The 17,362-nt window shown below is 58.6% G+C and carries 20 protein-coding genes and 1 tRNA gene; 10 read left to right on the forward strand and 11 right to left on the reverse strand.

Annotated elements, in window-relative coordinates:
• The first annotated feature begins 67 nt into the window (after nt 1–67).
• On the forward strand, nt 68–655 hold the full coding sequence (locus tag ACPF9B_RS09740; RefSeq protein WP_040482714.1) for a transglycosylase SLT domain-containing protein: 588 nt from the start codon (nt 68–70) through the stop codon (nt 653–655).
• Between the two features lie 61 nt (nt 656–716).
• Here ACPF9B_RS09740 and ACPF9B_RS09745 read toward each other — a convergent pair whose 3' ends face one another.
• The 4 genes from ACPF9B_RS09745 to ttcA all read right to left on the reverse strand — a co-directional run bounded on the left by ACPF9B_RS09745 (nt 717) and on the right by ttcA (nt 4,448).
• Entirely contained in the window at nt 717–1,325 is a 609-nt protein-coding gene (locus ACPF9B_RS09745) for a LolA family protein (protein WP_424177056.1), read from the reverse strand.
• A gap of 72 nt (nt 1,326–1,397) precedes the next feature.
• Complete coding sequence (locus ACPF9B_RS09750; protein WP_424177058.1) at nt 1,398–2,534, reverse strand: N-acetylglucosamine-6-phosphate deacetylase; 1,137 nt, start codon at nt 2,532–2,534, stop codon at nt 1,398–1,400.
• Nucleotides 2,527–3,435: an ROK family protein gene (locus tag ACPF9B_RS09755; protein ID WP_424177060.1), complete on the reverse strand. Its 909-nt coding sequence runs from the start codon at nt 3,433–3,435 to the stop codon at nt 2,527–2,529. The genes ACPF9B_RS09750 and ACPF9B_RS09755 overlap by 8 nt, the downstream gene beginning before the upstream one ends.
• Before the next feature lie 161 nt (nt 3,436–3,596).
• On the reverse strand, nt 3,597–4,448 hold the full coding sequence (ttcA, locus tag ACPF9B_RS09760) for a tRNA 2-thiocytidine(32) synthetase TtcA (protein ID WP_007204046.1): 852 nt from the start codon (nt 4,446–4,448) through the stop codon (nt 3,597–3,599).
• Nucleotides 4,449–4,535: 87 nt separating this feature from the next.
• Between ttcA and ACPF9B_RS09765 the strand changes: the two genes are divergently transcribed.
• Entirely contained in the window at nt 4,536–5,075 is a 540-nt protein-coding gene (locus ACPF9B_RS09765) for a DUF3833 domain-containing protein (RefSeq protein WP_424177063.1), read from the forward strand.
• On the opposite strand, the gene yidD is transcribed toward ACPF9B_RS09765, so the two are convergent.
• Genes yidD through rpmH form a run of 3 tightly spaced genes read right to left on the reverse strand, consistent with a single transcriptional unit; the run spans nt 5,072 to nt 5,833 of the window.
• Nucleotides 5,072–5,293, reverse strand: a complete 222-nt coding sequence (yidD, locus tag ACPF9B_RS09770) for a membrane protein insertion efficiency factor YidD (protein WP_007204044.1) — start codon at nt 5,291–5,293, stop codon at nt 5,072–5,074. The genes ACPF9B_RS09765 and yidD overlap by 4 nt on opposite strands.
• On the reverse strand, nt 5,290–5,673 hold the full coding sequence (gene rnpA, locus ACPF9B_RS09775; protein WP_040483032.1) for a ribonuclease P protein component: 384 nt from the start codon (nt 5,671–5,673) through the stop codon (nt 5,290–5,292). The genes yidD and rnpA overlap by 4 nt, the downstream gene beginning before the upstream one ends.
• Nucleotides 5,674–5,698: 25 nt before the next feature.
• Entirely contained in the window at nt 5,699–5,833 is a 135-nt protein-coding gene (rpmH, locus tag ACPF9B_RS09780; protein WP_007204042.1) for a 50S ribosomal protein L34, read from the reverse strand.
• A 308-nt stretch (nt 5,834–6,141) separates the two neighbouring features.
• Here rpmH and ACPF9B_RS09785 point away from each other — a divergent pair, with 308 nt between their 5' ends.
• From ACPF9B_RS09785 to ACPF9B_RS09820, 8 genes are all read left to right on the forward strand, one after another.
• Nucleotides 6,142–7,560, forward strand: coding sequence for a dihydrolipoyl dehydrogenase family protein (locus ACPF9B_RS09785; RefSeq protein WP_007204040.1), 1,419 nt, complete (start codon nt 6,142–6,144; stop codon nt 7,558–7,560).
• Nucleotides 7,561–7,575: 15 nt separating this feature from the next.
• Nucleotides 7,576–8,976 carry a sensor histidine kinase gene (locus tag ACPF9B_RS09790; RefSeq protein WP_424177066.1) on the forward strand — a complete coding sequence of 467 codons (1,401 nt, stop codon included), beginning with the start codon at nt 7,576–7,578 and terminating at the stop codon, nt 8,974–8,976.
• A gap of 60 nt (nt 8,977–9,036) precedes the next feature.
• Nucleotides 9,037–9,113, forward strand: a tRNA-Arg gene (locus ACPF9B_RS09795).
• A 466-nt stretch (nt 9,114–9,579) separates the two neighbouring features.
• Nucleotides 9,580–12,036 (forward strand): beta strand repeat-containing protein, encoded by a 2,457-nt coding sequence (locus tag ACPF9B_RS09800; RefSeq protein ID WP_424177068.1) that lies wholly within the window; start codon nt 9,580–9,582, stop codon nt 12,034–12,036.
• 259 nt (nt 12,037–12,295) lie between these two features.
• Nucleotides 12,296–13,177 carry a SapC family protein gene (locus tag ACPF9B_RS09805; RefSeq protein WP_424177070.1) on the forward strand — a complete coding sequence of 294 codons (882 nt, stop codon included), beginning with the start codon at nt 12,296–12,298 and terminating at the stop codon, nt 13,175–13,177.
• Nucleotides 13,178–13,245: 68 nt separating this feature from the next.
• Nucleotides 13,246–13,449, forward strand: coding sequence for a DUF6447 family protein (locus ACPF9B_RS09810; protein ID WP_424177072.1), 204 nt, complete (start codon nt 13,246–13,248; stop codon nt 13,447–13,449).
• Nucleotides 13,450–13,496: 47 nt separating this feature from the next.
• The gene (locus ACPF9B_RS09815; RefSeq protein WP_424177074.1) at nt 13,497–13,694 is read left to right on the forward strand and encodes a DUF6447 family protein; all 198 of its coding nucleotides are present in this window, start codon (nt 13,497–13,499) and stop codon (nt 13,692–13,694) included.
• A gap of 366 nt (nt 13,695–14,060) precedes the next feature.
• Nucleotides 14,061–15,398 (forward strand): tyrosine-type recombinase/integrase, encoded by a 1,338-nt coding sequence (locus tag ACPF9B_RS09820; protein ID WP_424177076.1) that lies wholly within the window; start codon nt 14,061–14,063, stop codon nt 15,396–15,398.
• Between the two features lie 232 nt (nt 15,399–15,630).
• On the opposite strand, the gene ACPF9B_RS09825 is transcribed toward ACPF9B_RS09820, so the two are convergent.
• The 4 genes from ACPF9B_RS09825 to ACPF9B_RS09840 all read right to left on the reverse strand — a co-directional run bounded on the left by ACPF9B_RS09825 (nt 15,631) and on the right by ACPF9B_RS09840 (nt 17,306).
• Entirely contained in the window at nt 15,631–15,894 is a 264-nt protein-coding gene (locus ACPF9B_RS09825) for a hypothetical protein (protein ID WP_424177078.1), read from the reverse strand.
• A gap of 4 nt (nt 15,895–15,898) precedes the next feature.
• Nucleotides 15,899–16,096, reverse strand: a complete 198-nt coding sequence (locus ACPF9B_RS09830; RefSeq protein WP_007204016.1) for a DUF6447 family protein — start codon at nt 16,094–16,096, stop codon at nt 15,899–15,901.
• 53 nt (nt 16,097–16,149) lie between these two features.
• Nucleotides 16,150–16,353, reverse strand: coding sequence for a DUF6447 family protein (locus ACPF9B_RS09835; protein WP_007204015.1), 204 nt, complete (start codon nt 16,351–16,353; stop codon nt 16,150–16,152).
• Nucleotides 16,354–16,424: 71 nt separating this feature from the next.
• A complete protein-coding gene (locus tag ACPF9B_RS09840) occupies nt 16,425–17,306 on the reverse strand; it encodes a SapC family protein (protein WP_424177081.1) in 882 nt (293 codons plus the stop codon).
• Nucleotides 17,307–17,362 lie beyond the last annotated feature (56 nt).

Raw genomic sequence — 17,362 nt, forward strand, 5'->3', positions numbered from 1 at the left:
CCTTAGGCATTTGCAGATCGGTCCAAACACGCTAGAGTGTAAAAAAACAAAACATGGCGACGGGCGAATGAGCAGATATCTCCGCGCACTGGCACTCTTGGTGTTTCTTGGCAGCTGCGGCGGCTCGGGAAATTTCTCGGCGCCGCGCAATCTTGACGACGCATGCAGCATCGCACGCGAAAGGCCGCATTATTTCCGCGCTTTCCAAGCGGCTGAACGGAAATATGGCGTTCCCGTGCCGACGATGATGGCGATGGTCTATCAGGAAAGCAAATTCATCGGCGATATCCGCCCGCCGCATACTTATGCGCTGGGGGTAATCCCGATTGGCCGTCAATCCTCGGCGCTGGGGTATAGTCAGGCGCTGGACGGCACATGGCGCGAATATCAGCGCGATGTCGGCAGGTCGCGCGCGCAGCGCGACGATATCCGCGATGCGACAGATTTCATGGGCTGGTACATGACCAAGACAGTAGAGCAAACCGGCGTGCCGTTATATGATACGCGCAACCAGTATCTGGCCTATCACGACGGCCGGCAGGGCTATCTGCGGGGCACCTGGCGGTCCAAAGGCTGGCTGATCCGCATCGCAAGCGAGGTGGATTCCCGCGCTGTGATGTATGACGCGCAATTGCGCAGTTGTCGTCGGCGCTGAGCCAAGCCTGCGCGACCGAACCAATGATGGCACAAAGATCGTTGAGCGCGCCGCGCGCGCCTTATTCGAACCCGCGTCTGCGCATTTCGGCGGCGATGTTGAACATGATATCCCCGATCGGCGCCCCAGTCGTCAGGTCGTTCAGCACCATCGTGGTCTGATTGCCCAGATCATCGGTGATGATCCATTGGCGCAATTCGACCGGGTTGGCGGTAAAGACCAGCTGGATATCGCCATATTGCGGATTGTCGGGGTCCTGCACGGTGACTGTCGTTATCGTGCCGTCAGACACGCTGCCGGTGACCATCCGCGCCGCTGTCAGATCGACATTGCGCTGCAAGATGACATTCAGAGGTGTCTGGCTAAGCGGATACCTGTCTGGCCCGGTGTTCGAGCGTGGATCAAAGATCGCCAATTGCCCGCCACCTGCCATGACCAGCGATTCCTGCGGCGGATTGTATTCGAACCGGATACGACCCGGCCGCTTGATATAGATCTGGCCGGTGGACAGGGTCCCGTCGCCGTTGACCTGGGTGAACCCGCCCTGCGCGGTCTGCAACTGGTTCAGGTAGTCAGAGATCTGCGGCAGGCTAAGCTGCTGCGCCGAGACACCGACCGCATGGACCGACATGGCAAAGGCCACAAGAAAGGGAATGATGCGCGTTTTCATATGCGGTACCTTTGTTAGATGAAGGGCTTTTGCACCCTCTGGATATCCGCCACAACAGCAGACAGACCCGCGCTAGGCGATATCATGCCCGATGTTTTCCGATAGCGGTTGCAGCGCAAGCCCGTCGTCAAGCACAAACAGATCCGCGGCGAACCGGCCCGTGATGCGCCCCAGATGCGGCTTGTCCAGCAGCGCCGCAGGGGCGCTGATCGCCATATGCAGCGCCTGTTCCAGCCCCAGCCCGACCTGCCCGACCAACCGCTGCAAACCCCACAGCATGGTGGAATGGGCGCCTGCCAGATTGCCTTCGGCATTGACCAGACGCCCATCGCGCAGCTGTATCCGCTGGCCGTAAAGATCAAAATGATCCGGCCCGCCGACGGTCGGCATCGCATCAGAGACCAGCACCATCCGCCCCGCGACAGGCCGCGCGCGACAAGCCAGCGCCACCATATCGTCGCGGACATGCACCCCGTCGCAGATCACGCCAACATAGGCGTTGCTGTTGATCGCGGCCCCCACCAGTCCGGGCGCACGCCCCTGCATCTGCGACATCGCGTTGTAAAGATGCGTGACCGACCGCGCCCCCGCTGCAAAGGCGGCATTGGCCTGTTCGGCTGTCGCGTCCGAATGGCCAAGCGACACGATCACCCCCAGCCTGACCAATGCGGCGATCTGGTCAACCGGCACCATCTCGGGGGCGAGGGTGATCATCACGGTCACACCGGCGGCGCGCAATTTGAACAGGATCTGCCATGTGATGTCATCAAGCGGGCGGATGTGATTTGCAGCATGGGTGCCGCGACGGGCCGCGGCGATATGGGGGCCTTCGATATGCAGCGCGCCCTGCCCGCCCAGCGCCTGTAGCGCGATCACGGCCTGTGCCGCCTTGGCCAGACCCTCGGGTGCGTCAGTGATGAATGTCGGCATCACAGCAACGGTCCCGAAGGCCCGGTGGGCGGTGGCAATGCGCATCAGCCCTGCGCATGTGGGCGTGTGGTTCAGTAAAACGCCACCGCCGCCATTGACCTGCAGATCAACAAAGCCGGGGGTCAGAACACCCGGTACGGCCTGCCGCGGCGCATCGGGCGGCACTGCGGCGACAGCCCGCAGATCGGTGGTGCGCCCATCCACAACCTGCACTGCCAGGCCCGATTGCAGCGTGCCATTGTCGAACACTTGTGTCGGGATGATCCAGCCCTCAGCCATCCGCCACCTGCCAAGCAGCATAGGCCGCGCCGCGTGCGCCGCTGGCCGCTCCGCCCGCCGCGCGCAGGATGACCGGGCTGTCAAAGCCTGCAAACCCCGCCTGCCCCACTGCGCGGGTCAGATCATCGACCACGACAGGAATATCCGACAGCCCCCCGCCCAGCACGATGCAATCAGGATCAAGCGTGCGCATCAGCGTCTGCACCAGATCGGCTGTTAGCGCGCACCAGACCTGCCAAAGCTGCGCCATCTGCGGATCATCGCCGCGTGCCGCGATGATCTGCGGCGCGCTCAGCGTTTCGCCCGTCATCGCATGGGCCATGCGGGCAAGGCCCGCGCCGCTGATCAGCGTCTCGATACAGCCCCGCCGCCCGCAGGCGCAATCAACAACAGGCAAGCCATGCGCCTGCACCAGATGCGCGGGGGCGGGCAGATGGCCAACCTCGCCGCCAGTACCAGAAAACCCCGTCTGCAAGCGCCCGTCGCGTACATGGCCGCCGCCAACACCGGTCCCAAGCACCAGCGCGAAAACCGATGCAAAAGGCTGGCCCGCGCCAAAGACCGCCTCGGACAAGGCCAGCGCATGACTGTCGTTGAGATAACGGACAGGCCGGCCCAGCGCAGCGACCAGATCCGCGGGCAGCGGCTTGTCATGGGCGGCAAGATTTGCCGCCAGCACGCGCCCGTTGCGCGGGTTGACCATGCCAGCAGCACCGATGCCGACGCTGACAGGGCCGTCAGCCAGACCATCGGCCCAGCCAACCAGATCGACCAGCGCATGCACCAAGGCCGGATAGCTGGCGGGCGTCGCCACGCGCCTGCGCTCATGCAGGTGCCAATCATCGGCAAAGACCTGCGCCTCGATCTTGGTGCCACCCAGATCGACGCCCAGTGCCATCATCGGACCAAACCTATGCAAAGCAAACCAGCATTCATGAGCAAGAGTGATGACGCAAAGCCGCCCGCGCGGCAAGCGTGGCCTGCACGGCAAACAAAGCAGGCAAATCTGACAAGCTTTGGATGATCCGCGCTGAAAAGCCGTGGTGTTGGCAGCGGCGCAGGCTAATCCTTGTGGGGCGCATCCAGCGTCAATGCGGCGAAATCAAACAGCTTGGGGTCGAGCAGATGCGACGGGCGCGCATTCATCAGCGACCGGAACATCACCTGCCTGCGCCCGGGGCTGTTGCGTTCCCAACCATCAAGGATCTGCTTGACCTGCTGGCGCTGCAGCCCGTCCTGCGAGCCGCACAGATCGCAGGGAATGATCGGGTACTGCATGGCCTGCGCGAATTTCTCGCAATCGACTTCGGCCACATGGGCAAGGGGGCGGTAAAGGAACAGATCACCTTCTTCATTGACCAGTTTCGGCGGCATCGTCGCCAGACGGCCACCGTGGAACAGGTTCATGAAAAAGGTTTCCAGAATGTCGTCGCGGTGATGGCCCAGCACGACGGCGGAACAGCCTTCTTCGCGGGCCACGCGGTACAGGTTGCCGCGCCGCAGCCGCGAACACAAAGCGCAGAAGGTGCGCCCCGCTGGCACCTTGTCCATCACAATGGAATAGGTGTCTTGATATTCGATCCGGTGTGGCACGCCCATGCGCGCCAGAAATTCCGGCAGGACGGTTGCGGGAAATCCGGGCTGACCCTGATCAAGATTGCAGGCCAACAGATCGACCGGCAGAAGGCCACGCCATTTCAGCTCGTAAAGCACCGCAAGTAGGGTATAGCTGTCCTTGCCGCCTGACAGACAAACCAACCATTTCGGCACGGTCCCGTCACTGCGACGTTCGATCATTCCGTATTGGGTGATCGCTTCTCGGGTCTGGCGCACGATCCGTTTGCGCAGTTTCTTGAACTCCGTTGTGGTCGGCGCGCCCTCGAACAGCGGGTGTATTTCGGTTTCATCCAGCATAGTTGCGCTATGCCAGATTGCAGGAACGCTGCCTAGAGGCATCCGAACAGGTCCACCGGACGTATCAATGAAAAGACGGAGTGAATAATGCGCCTGATAACCCTCGCGACCCTGATGTTACTGGCCGCCTGCACGGGCAAGCCGTCATTCGACGACCCTGCCCTGAGCGACCGGCAGCTGAACCTTGAGGAATTCTTTGACGGTGATCTGGTCGCCCACGGCCAGTTTCAGGACATCCTTGGCACCGTGCGGCGCAGTTTTGTTGTGACCATCGCGGGCGATTGGGACGGCGAACGCCTGCGGCTGGTCGAAGATTTCACATATGAGGACGGAGCCACCGAACAGCGTATCTGGACATTGGTGAAAACCGGCGATGACACATGGGACGGCACCGCCCCCGGCGTGATCGGCACGGCGACAGGGCTGGAACAAGGCGACAGGTTCAACTGGCAATATGAAATCGACCTGCCGGTGCCGTCAGCGGATGGCACCGGCGAGACGCTGCGCGTGACCTTTGACGACTGGATGTGGCTTTTGGCCGATGACCGGTTGCTTAATCTGGCCTATGTCAAACGCTTCGGGTTTGATATCGGCACGGTCACAATTTCATTCGAGAAGCTGGATTAATCCGGCACATTGTCGATCCCGCTGCGCCCCCAGGGGTGGCAGCGCAGGATCCGCCGGAACGCCAACCATCCACCTTTGATAGCGCCATGTTTTTCCAAGGCTTCCAGCGCATAGGCCGAACAGGTCGGATGATAGCGGCAGTTGAACCCAACCCATGGCGAAAAGATCAGCCGATAGGCGCGGACTGGCAAGGAAAGGATGTAAGCAAAGGGGGTCATGCATGCACTTTGCGCAAGGCGCGGCGCAGATCCGCGACCAGCGCGTCGAATGGTAAAGACGCGGTCACATCATGCCGCCCGACCAGCACATAATCCCAGCCATCACGGCCCTGTTCCGGCAGCACCTGCCGCGCGACTTCGCGCAGGCGGCGCTTGGCGCGGTTGCGGGCCACGGCATTGCCGACTTTCTTGGAACAGGTGAAACCAACGCGTATCCCCGCAGCCTCGCCCCGCGCACGTTCGCGGGCTTGCAGGTGGATACCGGGCGTGCCCTGCCGCAACGCATGGGATGCCCGCACAAAATCCGCGCGCTTGGTCAGAACCGTCAGACAAACGCAAACCGCCGGAGCGCCCGTGTCAGGCTCAGCCGGCGGTTTCAAAACGCTCAAGACGAAAGAAGAGCGCTTACGCGCTCAGCTTTGCACGGCCTTTGGCGCGACGTGCATTCAGGATCTTGCGACCTGCTTTGGTCGCCATGCGCGCGCGAAAGCCGTGACGGTTCTTGCGAACCCGGTTGGATGGTTGGAACGTACGCTTCATCGCGTGTCCTCCGGTTGGTGGCCAAATCCTGAACGGGATTCGAAGCCGTATTACATGTCAGACCTGCTCCTTAGAGGGGGCATGGGATGCTGTCAACGCGCTTGCGGTGCCAGCCTGCAACTTCGCGCAACTTTCTGGGTCATAGACTGAAACATCCGCCTGCTTTGCATCAATGCCACGTGAAGTGGCTATCCCCGCCCCCTGGAACACGCCATCAAGCAGCACACAGGTCACGCGGCCGGCCATGGTATCGTAGGCATTACCCGGTTCCGATGACGGTCCTGTGCGGCAATAAAGGAATCTGACCCATGAACCGGATCACAACGGACATCTGCATCATCGGCGCGGGCTCTGGCGGGCTGTCAGTCGCGGCGGGGGCGGTCCAGATGGGCGCACGCGTCGTGCTGATCGAAGGGCACAAGATGGGCGGCGATTGCCTGAATTACGGCTGCGTGCCGTCCAAGGCGCTGATCGCTTCGGCCAAGCAGGCCCATATGATGCGGCATGGCGCGCCATACGGCATCGGCGCAGTTGCCCCAACGGTCGATTATGCCGCCGCCAAGGACCATGTGGCCGACGTGATCGCCACCATCGCGCCTGTCGATAGCGTGGAGCGGTTCACAGGGCTGGGCGTGCATGTCATTCAGGACTACGGGCGCTTCATCTCGAAAACCCAAGTGCAGGCGGGCAACACGATCATCACCGCGCGGCGTTTCGTGGTGGCGACAGGGTCCAGCCCGCTGGTCCCGCCGATCCCGGGCCTTGCGGATGTGCCCTATCACACGAATGAAACCATCTTTGATCTGCGCGAAAAGCCCGACCACCTGATCATCATCGGCGGCGGGCCCATTGGCATGGAACTGGCTCAGGCACACCGGCGGCTGGGCTGTGACGTGACCGTGGTTGAAGGCGCAAAAGCCTTTGGCAAGGATGATCCCGAAACCGCCGCCATCGTGCTGGACAGCCTGCGCGCCGAAGGCGTGGTCATCATGGAAGACGCGCAGGCCGAAAAGATCAGCCAGAAAGACGGCAAAATCACCGTGCAGACGGCAAAAGGCGATGTCACCGGCACCCATCTGCTGATCGCGGTGGGGCGCAAGGTGAATACCGACACCCTTGATCTGCAAAAAGGCGGCATTGCCTATGACCGCCAAGGACTGAAGGTCGGCCCAAACTTGCGATCCGTCAGCAATCGGCGGGTTTATGCCGCAGGCGATGTGGCGGGCGGGCTGCAATTCACCCATGTCGCGGGCTATCACGCCAGCGTGCTGATCCGGTCGCTGCTGTTCGCGCTGCCGTCCAGACAGCGGACCGACCATATCCCCTGGGCGAGCTATACCGATCCCGAACTGGCACAGGTCGGCCTGACCGAAGCACAGGCACGAAAGAAATTTGGATCAAGGCTCGAAGTGGTGCGGTTCGATTTCCATCACAACGACCGCCTGATCGCCGAACGCAAGACCAAGGGGCTGATCAAGGTAATGGTGGTCAGCGGCCGCCCTGTCGGCGTGTCGATGGCGGGGCATTTGGCTGGCGAATTGATCGGCATCTGGGCCATGGCTATCGCCAACCGGATGAAAATGTCCGCCATCGCACAGACTGTTCTGCCTTATCCCACCGTGGGCGAGGTTAACAAACGCGCGGCAGGTGCCTATTTTAGCCCAAGACTTTTTCAAAACCCCAAGGTAAAGCGGGTTGTCGGTCTGGTGCAGCGCTGGTTGCCCTGACCTCAGCGAGGGACGATGGTCAATTCTCTTTCAGGGCGATTTCTGATCCTGACAATCATCTTTGTGATGATCGCGGAAATCTTTATTTTCGTGCCATCCGTCGCGCGTTTCCGCGAAGATTACCTGCGCGCCCGGCTGGAACGGGCGCAGATCGCGTCGCTGGCTGTCGAAGTGGACGCCATGATCAGCCCCGCATTGGAAGCAGAGCTGCTGGAAAATGCCGAGGTCTATAACGTCGTGCTGCGGCGTGACGAAATCCGGCAATTGGCGCTGTCGTCGAAACTGCCCGCGCCGATTGCCGCGACCTATGACATGCGCGCGCCGTCGGGGGTGACGCTGATCGCGGATGCCTTGGGTACGCTGGTCCAGAAAGAAGACCGGATCATCCGCGTGATCGGCAATCCGGTGCGCGACGGCGGCCAGCTGATCGAGATCACAATGGACGAACGCCCGATGCAGGCGGCGATGCGCGAGTACGGGCGTAATATCCTGATCCTGTCGGCCTTTATCTCGGTCATGACGGCTGGTCTGTTGTTTTTGTCGGTGCAGATCCTGCTGGTGCGCCCGATCAAGGGCGTCGTGGCGCATATGCAAAGTTATGCCAAGGCCCCCGAAGATGCCCGCCAGATCATCACCCCCACCGCACGCGTGCGCGAATTGCGCGACGCCGAAGTGGCGCTGCAAATGATGCAGACCCAACTGACCGGCGCATTGCGGCAAAAGGAACGGCTGGCGCAGCTTGGCGGGGCTGTTGCCAAGGTCAGCCATGATCTGCGCAATATCATGACCTCGGCGCAATTGTTCACCGACCGGATCGGCGGGTCCGACGACCCGTTGGTCAAACGGATGGCCCCAAAGCTGGTGAATTCCATCACCCGCGCGGTGAACCTGTGCGAAACGACGCTGGCCTTTGGGCGGGTCGATGAACCAGCACCGGCGCTGACCCGCGTGAACCTGTCGCGCATCGTCGAGGATGTCATCGACAGCGAAAGGCTCGCTGCGGGCGATTACCCTTTGTCCTTTGCCGAAGACATCCCCGCCACGATGACCCTGCGCGCGGATGGCGAACAATTGTACCGGGTGATCTTTAACCTTGTGCGCAATGCCCGTCAGGCGATCATGGCCACCGGAGAGCCCGGCGAGATCGGCCTGCACGCGGACGAAGATGAACTGATCTGGCGGCTGACCGTGCGCGATACCGGACCGGGGATGCCCCAGAAAGCCCGCGAACACCTGTTTCAGCCGTTCCAGGGCGGCGTGCGCAAGGGTGGCGCGGGTCTGGGCCTTGTAATCGCGGCCGATCTGATCCGCGGCCATGGCGGGCGGCTGGAACTGCGAGACACCAGCGCACAGGGCACGACCTTTGTGATCCAGCTGCCCAAAGCCGACCTTGCCCTGGCCGATACCGCGCAATAACAAGAATTCCGTTTTGCCCCTTGCATCATCCAGCCCCTGAGTCTAAATCCAGCCTCACGCGGATTGGTAGCTCAGTTGGATAGAGTACTTGACTACGAATCAAGGGGTCGGGGGTTCGAATCCTCCCCAGTCCGCCATTTTATGACATCAGACAATCGTGGTGAAAACATAAACCCGTTGTTGATCGCTGCACCCCCATTACGATCCCAAATGCGGCGACATCGCCACCCCCATTGACCGGCGCTGGTTGCGCGCAGCATCGCGCTTGTCCACGCGACGCCCGCAATCGGCTGTTTCAGGACAGCCGGGGCGCAGGACACATCACGCATAGCGCGGATGCGACAAGGTTTCAGCCGCGCGGCGCGGCGAAATTTAGGTCTGGCGCTGGTCGGTTTGACACAGAAACGCCAGGTCGCACCCGCCGCTGCGACAGCGCCACGGGCCAATAAAAACAGGCGTCCGACAGGCCCGCACGAGCAGCACAACAACGCCATCCTGAGGCAGGAAAAGCAGCATCGCACGCCCCCATAATTTAGGTCATGACTAGGTCCAGCCTCAATACAAAAAACTTTTCTATCTAAGCCATTCATAACAAATGGATTATTGGAACACACTGTCTGTTCGCTCACTGCAGGTACTGATGTTCTGGCGGGTGCTGCGGGAGATGATACATTCCTTTCTGGTGAAGTCGGTCTGGCAGCTGGTGGTGTTGCGGTAACGCTTACCGCCGGTGACACGATTGATGGCGGTGCTGGCGCTGATGTGTTAAATGTAAGCAACACTGGAGCTCTTACCGGTCTTCCCGTTGGCGCGACTGTTGTGAACGTTGAAACGCTGAACCTGACGTCTGCTGGTGCGATCACGTGGGACACAACAACATCGTTTACTGGCCTGACTTCATTGAACGCGTCCAACTCTGGCGCGGCACAGACACTGACCGCTGCCGGTACAACCGCAGTGACATCGACTGTTGCACTGCAGGCTGCGAACGCCATTGCGATCAACGGTGGTAGCAACGTTACCGTTGCGGCAACTGGAACAACCACCGGTACAACAACTGTAGGTGCAACGACCGCCGCTACCGGCGATGTGGTTGTGAGCGTAACCAGTTCGACTGCTGGTACAACCGGCGCGATTAACGTGACTGGTGGCGACACGGTTACGGTAACATCTACTGCTGGGAACGCCGTTAACACTACAGTGGTTCAGTCGGCTGTCACCGTTACAGGTGATGCGCAGACGACCGCCGTTACTGTGAACCAAGATGCGACAGCAACTGCTGCTGCTGCAGTGGTTGGGAAAACTGCTGGTGCAGTAACTATTGCTGACGTTAATGCTGCTTCGACCACCGCCGCTGGCACAATCGCGACTGTTACGCTAAACAACTATGGCGACTCGACGATCAACTCGAACGCGCTTACGACTGTCAATCTGTCGGGTACCGCAGGCACTTTGGGCATCACCCATGGTCTGTTGACCACCGACATCGTGACTGCACTGACCATCAATACAAACGGTCTCTCAGGCACAAACGCAATTACAGTAAACGATGCAGGTATTACGACGCTGAACATCAACGGCAGCACTGCTGCATCGACAATCGCGAACGTGACCGCGGCTGGTGTGACAACGCTGAACTTTGGCGGCGCTGCAGACGTGACGCTGACAGCCAACACTTTTGCTGCTGTCACAGACATCAATGTGACCGGCGCCGGTGGCGTGTCGCTTGGAACAGCAATCGGCGCAGCGGTGGACTTTGACGGCGGCGCAGGAAATGACGGTGTAATCCTCACAACAGCTTTCACTCAGGGCATCACAATGGGTGCTGGCGACGATACCGTGACTTACGGTGGTGCTGCTGGTACTGGTGGTTCGGTTGCTGCAGGTGATGGTACCGATACGATCATCATGACGGCTGCGCAGGCTGCTGCTGCTGATGACGACAACACGTTCAATACTACGTTCACTGGCTTTGAGGTGTTGCGTCTGTCGGACGCAAACGCAGCTGTTATCAACACTGATCAGCTGAACGATGTTAACTCAGTCGTTTCTGTTGCTGCCAACACCGGTACATTGGCGGGTCTTGCGACTGGTGCAACCTTGGGGTTTCTGGCCGCGGCGAACGCTGCAACTGTAACGGGTTCTTTCGGTGGCTTGACCGACGTCTTGAACGTTAACCTGACCAATGCCGCTCTGACCGCTTTTGGCACAGTAACGGCCGCTGGCGTTGAGACCATCAACATCAGCGCTGCAGATGCGACTGCTGCTGGTGGTACCGCAGTTGTCCACACTTTGACGCTGGTAGCGACGACTGCGACATCGGTATCGGTTTCTGGCAACAATGGTCTGGATCTCACCAACACTGGTAACACAGCAATCACCAGCTTTGATGCAAGCGGTGTTGTTGCGAATGGCACTGCCGATACAGGTGCGCTTTTGGCCGTAACGTTCGCTTCTGCGAACACGACTGCAACTGCTGCGGTTTCGATCACTGGTGGTGATGGTAACGACACGCTGACTGGTAACGCTTCTATCGACACGATCATTGGTGGTGCTGGGACCGACACGATCCGTGGCGGTGCTGGAAATGATACCTTGTCGGGTGGTGCTGGCGTAGATACGTTTGCGTTCGAAGCAACATTCGCTCTGAACGGCACAGATACAATCACTGACTTTGCTGTCGGTGCTACGGGTGACGTTGTTCAGCTCACATTCGCAGTTGCTATCGCTGATCTTCGCGGTGATGGCGACGTTGCACAGCGTGGCGGTACTGGTGCGACGCTCAACGCTGACGCTGGCTTGTTTATCTCTTCAGTAGATATCGCCAACGCCGCGGCTGCTGAGTTGTTTGCCGAAGGCCTGGTCGGTGAAGCTGCTGCTGATATTGTCTATCTGCTCGGCTCAACGGACGCTGATGCTGCAACCGGTGTTACAACCTTGTACCGCGTTGATTATGCGGGCGCCGGTGATGCTACTGTAACAACCTTGGCGACATTCAATGCTTTCGAGCTTGATAACCTCACTGCTGCAAACTTGAACGATTACGCTGCAATCGTCTAACATACGCAAACGCTTAGACTGACTAATCAGTTTTGCACTTGCGACGGTTCTGCGCCTTCGGGGGCAGGACGCTACACTTAAACCCAATCTTACCAAGCATCATTTTTGATGTTGAAACTGCCGGTGCCACTGAGCATTCATTTGCTGCCAAACGCATTGGGCACCGGTGCTTCTGAGTTCTGGTCCTTCTCATGGTGAGGGAAAAACCTCGTACGGAAGTACGGGGTTTTTCTGTAATAAATACACGTTAGGAATATTAATGCCTCGCTATGAGTTGATCACCAAATCCGGCTTTGCCGCGCAGGGCTGGCGGCGCTACGACAGCTATGCCTTTGCCGGCACGGATGCCGTTGCCCCCTTGGTGGTGCAGGAACTGGTCAAAGCCTGCATGAGCCTGCCCATCGCCTTCATCCAGCAAAACGACGCCTTTGTTCCGCACGCCGTGCAGGGGCTGGAACCTGGCCGCAATTTGTTTGTCGTGAATGGCAAATGGATAGGCCCCTACACCCCCGCGGCCTATCGCGGTTATCCTTTCGCACTGGCGCAGGGCGAGGACGATCAGCTCCATCTGTGCATCGACATGGACAGCGGTCTGGTCGGCGCGGGCGCGGGTTTCGACCAGCCGTTTTTCGATGACGCGGGCGAGGCCGCCCAACCGGTCAAGGACGCGCTGAATTTCCTGCAGCAGATCCACCGCAACCGTGCCGTGACCCAGCGTGTCTGCGCGGCGCTGGCTGCCGAAGACCTGTTCCAACCCTGGCCTTTGACCGTGCAAGGCCCCGACGGCGAACGCCGTGTGGACGGCCTGTTCCGGATTGATGAGGCACGGTTAAATAGCCTCAAGCCCGAAGCCTTGGCCCGCGTTCAAAAGGCCGGTGGTCTGCCTGTGGCGTATTGCCAATTGCTCAGCATGGGAAACATTCAAACGCTGGGCCTGATTGCGCGCAAATTGGACGAGGTGAAAAACCAGATGCCAGAGATGTCAGATCAAATCGACGTCGATGGTATTTTGCAGCGGCACAAAGCGAATGATAATCTGGACAGTTTGGAAACAGACAATGACCGCAATCAGGTTAATGTCGTTGCCGACGAAGGCGACTTTGACCTGTCCTCTTTTGTGAATTCCAAACACCGCGATTAAATCAGCCTCGATGACGGTTCTTGTGAAGCCGTATTCTGCGAATAGACCTGAAGAAATGAAAGAGACAGATGATTGATACCAAGGATGCCAAAATCACGATCGACGATAAGCAATACATGATTGCGGATCTGAGCGAGGCAGCGCACGCGCATATTGCCAATATCCAGTTTGTGGATGCGCAGATTCAGCAGTTGAACAACGAATGGGCTGTCTGCGACACCGCCCGCATGGCCTATACCGCTGCATTTAGCCGTGAAATGCAAAATACCTGATCATACAAAACGAGCATTATTTTTTTAACAAAATATGAAATGAAGAAATGGTAAAAATTACTTTAGACGGAATCAAATACGATACGGAAAGTCTGAGCGTGAACGGAAAGGCGCAATTAGCGAGCATCCAATTTTTACACGTGCAGATACAACATCTGAAAAACGAAATTTCCGCATATCAGACTGCCCGCTCCGGTTATGCCACCGCCTTGAAAGCTGAGCTTGCCAAAGTCGAGGCAAAGTAGCGCGATGAATAGAATCACCGCCGCGATATTGGCTGTCGGTATGATCGAGGCGGCAGCCAGGCTGTCGGCCTATCTCCGATGGCGTTTGCTCAAACCCAGCCGGCACCGAATAGCGGCACAGATGCGCCGCTGACCATGCCGCTGTTTACCCCGAAAGCGGCCAACCATTAGGGCCATTAGGGCAAGTATGGTGTCCGGCGATCGGCGACCGCCGGCATCCCTGTCGCTGGTGCAAACAGACATGCCGCCACAACCACAGCAAGAAAAAAGTTCAAAAAAGCATGGAGCTTGTTCTATTAAGTCGAACAACGTCCGTCTTTATGATTCCGATCTTATGCTACCGTATTGTAATCAAAGGATACCACCATGCCCGTCATTGATCTGACTGCACAATTTGTCGCATCTGCAGTCTGCCCTAGCACGAAGCGCAAAGAAGTTTTTTTTGACCGTCGTGTGAAAGGTCTTGTGCTTGAAGTGCGCACATCCGGCGGCATGACCTATTACATGCGCTACACCGACGATCGGAGCAAGACGCGCTATATCAAGCTCGCCAATGTGGGCGATATCACGCTGCCACAGGCCCGAAGTTTGTGCCGCCAACAGCGCAACAAGCTCGCATTGGGCATTGACCCCCTTGCCGAAAGGGCCGTCAAACGGCTGGTGCCCACTTTTGGTGATTTTGTACGCGAGCGTTACTTGCCGTTTGCGCAGGCAAACAAGCGGTCTTGGCAAACCGACGAGACTTTGGCCCGCACACATCTGACCCCACAATTGGGGACCATGCATATGGATGAGATCAAGACAGAGGATGTTCTGAGCTTGCAGCAGATTGGCCTGAAAGCCGGCGCAGCGCCCGCCTCGATCAATCGACGGCTGATTTTGTTGCGTTATATGTTCAACCTGGCGTGGCGCGATTGGAAGATCGCGGGCGTTACAGGCAACCCCACGCATGGCGTTCGTCTGCTGAAGGAAAACAACCAAAAAGAACGATATGTAAGAGCCGAAGAGCTTGCGCTGCTTTACCGGGCGGTGAAAGAGTCCCAGAACAAGATGCTGCAACATATCGTCGCTTTCTTGCTGCTAACGGGGACACGTCGGAACGAGGTTCTGCATGCCACCTGGGAAGATGTTGATTTGATCAAAGGCATGTGGCGCATTCCGCAAACAAAGTCTGGTTTCGCGCGCCATGTCCCGCTCAATGACGGTGCATATGCGGTGCTGCAACAGATGCAGGGCCGTTCTCAATCGCATTACATCTTTGGCAATCCCAAAACAGGCAAGCCTTATGTGCATGTTTGGTACGCTTGGAATTCCGCACGGGTGAAGGCTGGCTTACCCGATGTCCGCCTGCATGATCTGCGTCATACATTCGCCAGCCTGTTGATCAATAATGGCCGCTCAATCTATGAAGTCCAAAAACTGCTCGGGCATACGCAGATCAAAACGACACAACGCTACGCGCATCTTACGCAAGAAACCTTGCTTGATGCGTCAAACATCGGGACAGCTGCGGTGGCCGCGACCTTGGGGATGGTTCCACAGCGCAATGTGATCGAAGGCGATATCTATGACGCGGTGGAACTGGCCCCGGACCGACAGGCTGGAAACAGACGCAGAGCCGCCATTTCTACCGGATCGGAGATGCCGAATGCAGCCATAGGGCAAGTGTTGGACCCTGGTTCACAGATGCACCCGGCTGGATAACAAAAAGCGTGGCAAGACGATTGTCTTTGGGCAGTCGTGCAAGACCTGTCAGGCCGCCGCCTCAGCTGCATCGAACCCAAACAGCCACGCAGTGCGTTCTATCTGTTCCTGCGTGGAACCAGCGCCGCGCAGCAAGAGACCGGTGCTGGAGACAGCCATCGTGGTGCGCGTATCGGCCCCCGTCGCGATATCCGCAACAATGGCGTCACCCGCTGTTAACCACCCAAGGTCTTTAATACGTGCTCCATTCCGAACACTTTGGCGCGGGCCTGTCCCCTGCCACACTGGCCCCATCCGCCGTACACGCGCGCACACGGCCGCCATGGGCGTGGATGAACCAACCTTTGTCCTGCAACAGCGGCATGGTCAGCAGGGCGTCCGTGCCGCTGTTCGGTGCCGGCTGGGTCTGGGCAATCGCCACCGGTGAATAGGCCGACAGCATGGCTGCCGCCCCGATCATACCGACAGCCAATATCGCGGCCGTGATTGTGTTCATCGCGTTACTTTGCCTCGATTTTGGCAAGCTCGTTTTGCAAAGCAGCAGCATAACCGGCACGCGCTGTTTGATACACAGCAATTTCGTTCTTCAGCTTTTGCATCTGCACCTCGAGGAATTGCAAGCTGGCCAATTGGGCCTTGCCGTTCACGCTCAGGTTCTCGGTGTCATAATCGATGCCATCTACGGTGATTTTGGGCATTTTTAGGGTCTTCCATCTATCATTGAATCAATTAGCAGCAAACAGGTTGGCGCTCAGGCCTTGGCCAGTTCCCGCTTGAATGCCGCCTCATAGGCCATGCGGGCGGTGTCGCAAACAGCCCATTCGTTATTCAACTGCTGGATCTGCGCATCCACAAACTGGATATTGGCGATATTTGCACGCGCAGCCTCGGTCAAATCAGCAACCGCGTATTCTTGCTCGTCTATGGTGATCTTGGCGTCTTTGGTATCAGTCATTTGGCTCTCTCAGTTTTTGCGGTTCTGTCCACGTCACGCGCTGCCGTCCGGCGACCGCGCACTATCCCTACTTAATCGTTCTGTTTGGGATTCACAAATGCGGACAGATCGAAATCGCCGGTATCCGCCGCAATATTCACGACATTGTCGTTTTCGACCGGTGCAAGGGTCTGTTCCGGCTCGGAGGATTTATGCCGCTGCAGTATCCCGTCCACATCGATTTGATCTGACATCTCTGGCATCCGGTTTTTGACTTCCGCCAGCTTCCGCTCAATCAGGCCCAGCGTCTGGATGTTGGACATACTAAGCAATTGGCAATAGGCTACGGGCAGGCCACCGGCTTGTTGGACGCGATGAAGCGCGTCGGCATCAAGGCTATTCAAGCGTTGTTCATCAATGCGGAACAGGCCGTCGACGCGGCGTTCGCCTTCGGGGCCTTGCACGGTCAACGGCCAGGGCTGGAACAGGTCTTCGGCGGCCAGCGCGGCGCACACACGCTGGGTCACAGCGCGGTTGCGGTGGATCTGCTGTAGGAAATTCAGCGCGTCCTTGACCGGTTTGGCAGCCTCGCCCGCGTCGTCGAAGAAGGGCTGGTCAAAGCCGTCACCCGCGCCGACCAGACCGCTGTCCATGTCCACGCACAGATGGAGTTGATCGTTTTCACCTGCTGTCACTGCGAACGGGTAACCGCGATACACCGCCGGTGTGTAGGGCGCGACCCATTTGCCGTTGACCACGAACAGGTTGCGGCCAAGTTCCAGCCCCTGCACGGCATGGGGGATGAACGCGTCGTTTTGCTGGATGAAGGCGATGGGCAGGCTCATGCAGGCCTTGGCCAGTTCCTGAACCACCAGCGGGGCCACGGCATCCGTGGCGGCAAAGGCGTAGCTGTCAACTCGCCGCCAGGCTTGCGGGGCAAAGCCGGATTTGGTGATCAATTCGTAGCGGGGCATCTAGTTTCCTGACGTTGCTGACGGAAAAACCCCGCACTTTCGTACGGGGTTTTCGC

This window comes from Yoonia sp. TsM2_T14_4 (assembly GCF_049602355.1).
In the GTDB taxonomy this organism is placed as follows: Bacteria; Pseudomonadota; Alphaproteobacteria; order Rhodobacterales; family Rhodobacteraceae; genus Yoonia; species Yoonia vestfoldensis_A.

What these genes read in the sequence shown, in the direction of transcription:
- ACPF9B_RS09740 (WP_040482714.1), top strand. Translation starts at nt 68, where the DNA reads ATGAGCAGATATCTCCGCGCACTGGCACTCTTGGTGTTTCTTGGCAGC.
- ACPF9B_RS09745 (WP_424177056.1), bottom strand. Translation starts at nt 1,325, where the DNA reads ATGAAAACGCGCATCATTCCCTTTCTTGTGGCCTTTGCCATGTCGGTC.
- ACPF9B_RS09750 (WP_424177058.1), bottom strand. Translation starts at nt 2,534, where the DNA reads ATGGCTGAGGGCTGGATCATCCCGACACAAGTGTTCGACAATGGCACG.
- ACPF9B_RS09755 (WP_424177060.1), bottom strand. Translation starts at nt 3,435, where the DNA reads ATGATGGCACTGGGCGTCGATCTGGGTGGCACCAAGATCGAGGCGCAG.
- ttcA (WP_007204046.1), bottom strand. Translation starts at nt 4,448, where the DNA reads ATGCTGGATGAAACCGAAATACACCCGCTGTTCGAGGGCGCGCCGACC.
- ACPF9B_RS09765 (WP_424177063.1), top strand. Translation starts at nt 4,536, where the DNA reads ATGCGCCTGATAACCCTCGCGACCCTGATGTTACTGGCCGCCTGCACG.
- yidD (WP_007204044.1), bottom strand. Translation starts at nt 5,293, where the DNA reads ATGACCCCCTTTGCTTACATCCTTTCCTTGCCAGTCCGCGCCTATCGG.
- rpmH (WP_007204042.1), bottom strand. Translation starts at nt 5,833, where the DNA reads ATGAAGCGTACGTTCCAACCATCCAACCGGGTTCGCAAGAACCGTCAC.
- ACPF9B_RS09785 (WP_007204040.1), top strand. Translation starts at nt 6,142, where the DNA reads ATGAACCGGATCACAACGGACATCTGCATCATCGGCGCGGGCTCTGGC.
- ACPF9B_RS09790 (WP_424177066.1), top strand. Translation starts at nt 7,576, where the DNA reads ATGGTCAATTCTCTTTCAGGGCGATTTCTGATCCTGACAATCATCTTT.
- ACPF9B_RS09805 (WP_424177070.1), top strand. Translation starts at nt 12,296, where the DNA reads ATGCCTCGCTATGAGTTGATCACCAAATCCGGCTTTGCCGCGCAGGGC.
- ACPF9B_RS09810 (WP_424177072.1), top strand. Translation starts at nt 13,246, where the DNA reads ATGATTGATACCAAGGATGCCAAAATCACGATCGACGATAAGCAATAC.
- ACPF9B_RS09815 (WP_424177074.1), top strand. Translation starts at nt 13,497, where the DNA reads ATGGTAAAAATTACTTTAGACGGAATCAAATACGATACGGAAAGTCTG.
- ACPF9B_RS09820 (WP_424177076.1), top strand. Translation starts at nt 14,061, where the DNA reads ATGCCCGTCATTGATCTGACTGCACAATTTGTCGCATCTGCAGTCTGC.
- ACPF9B_RS09825 (WP_424177078.1), bottom strand. Translation starts at nt 15,894, where the DNA reads ATGAACACAATCACGGCCGCGATATTGGCTGTCGGTATGATCGGGGCG.
- ACPF9B_RS09830 (WP_007204016.1), bottom strand. Translation starts at nt 16,096, where the DNA reads ATGCCCAAAATCACCGTAGATGGCATCGATTATGACACCGAGAACCTG.
- ACPF9B_RS09835 (WP_007204015.1), bottom strand. Translation starts at nt 16,353, where the DNA reads ATGACTGATACCAAAGACGCCAAGATCACCATAGACGAGCAAGAATAC.
- ACPF9B_RS09840 (WP_424177081.1), bottom strand. Translation starts at nt 17,306, where the DNA reads ATGCCCCGCTACGAATTGATCACCAAATCCGGCTTTGCCCCGCAAGCC.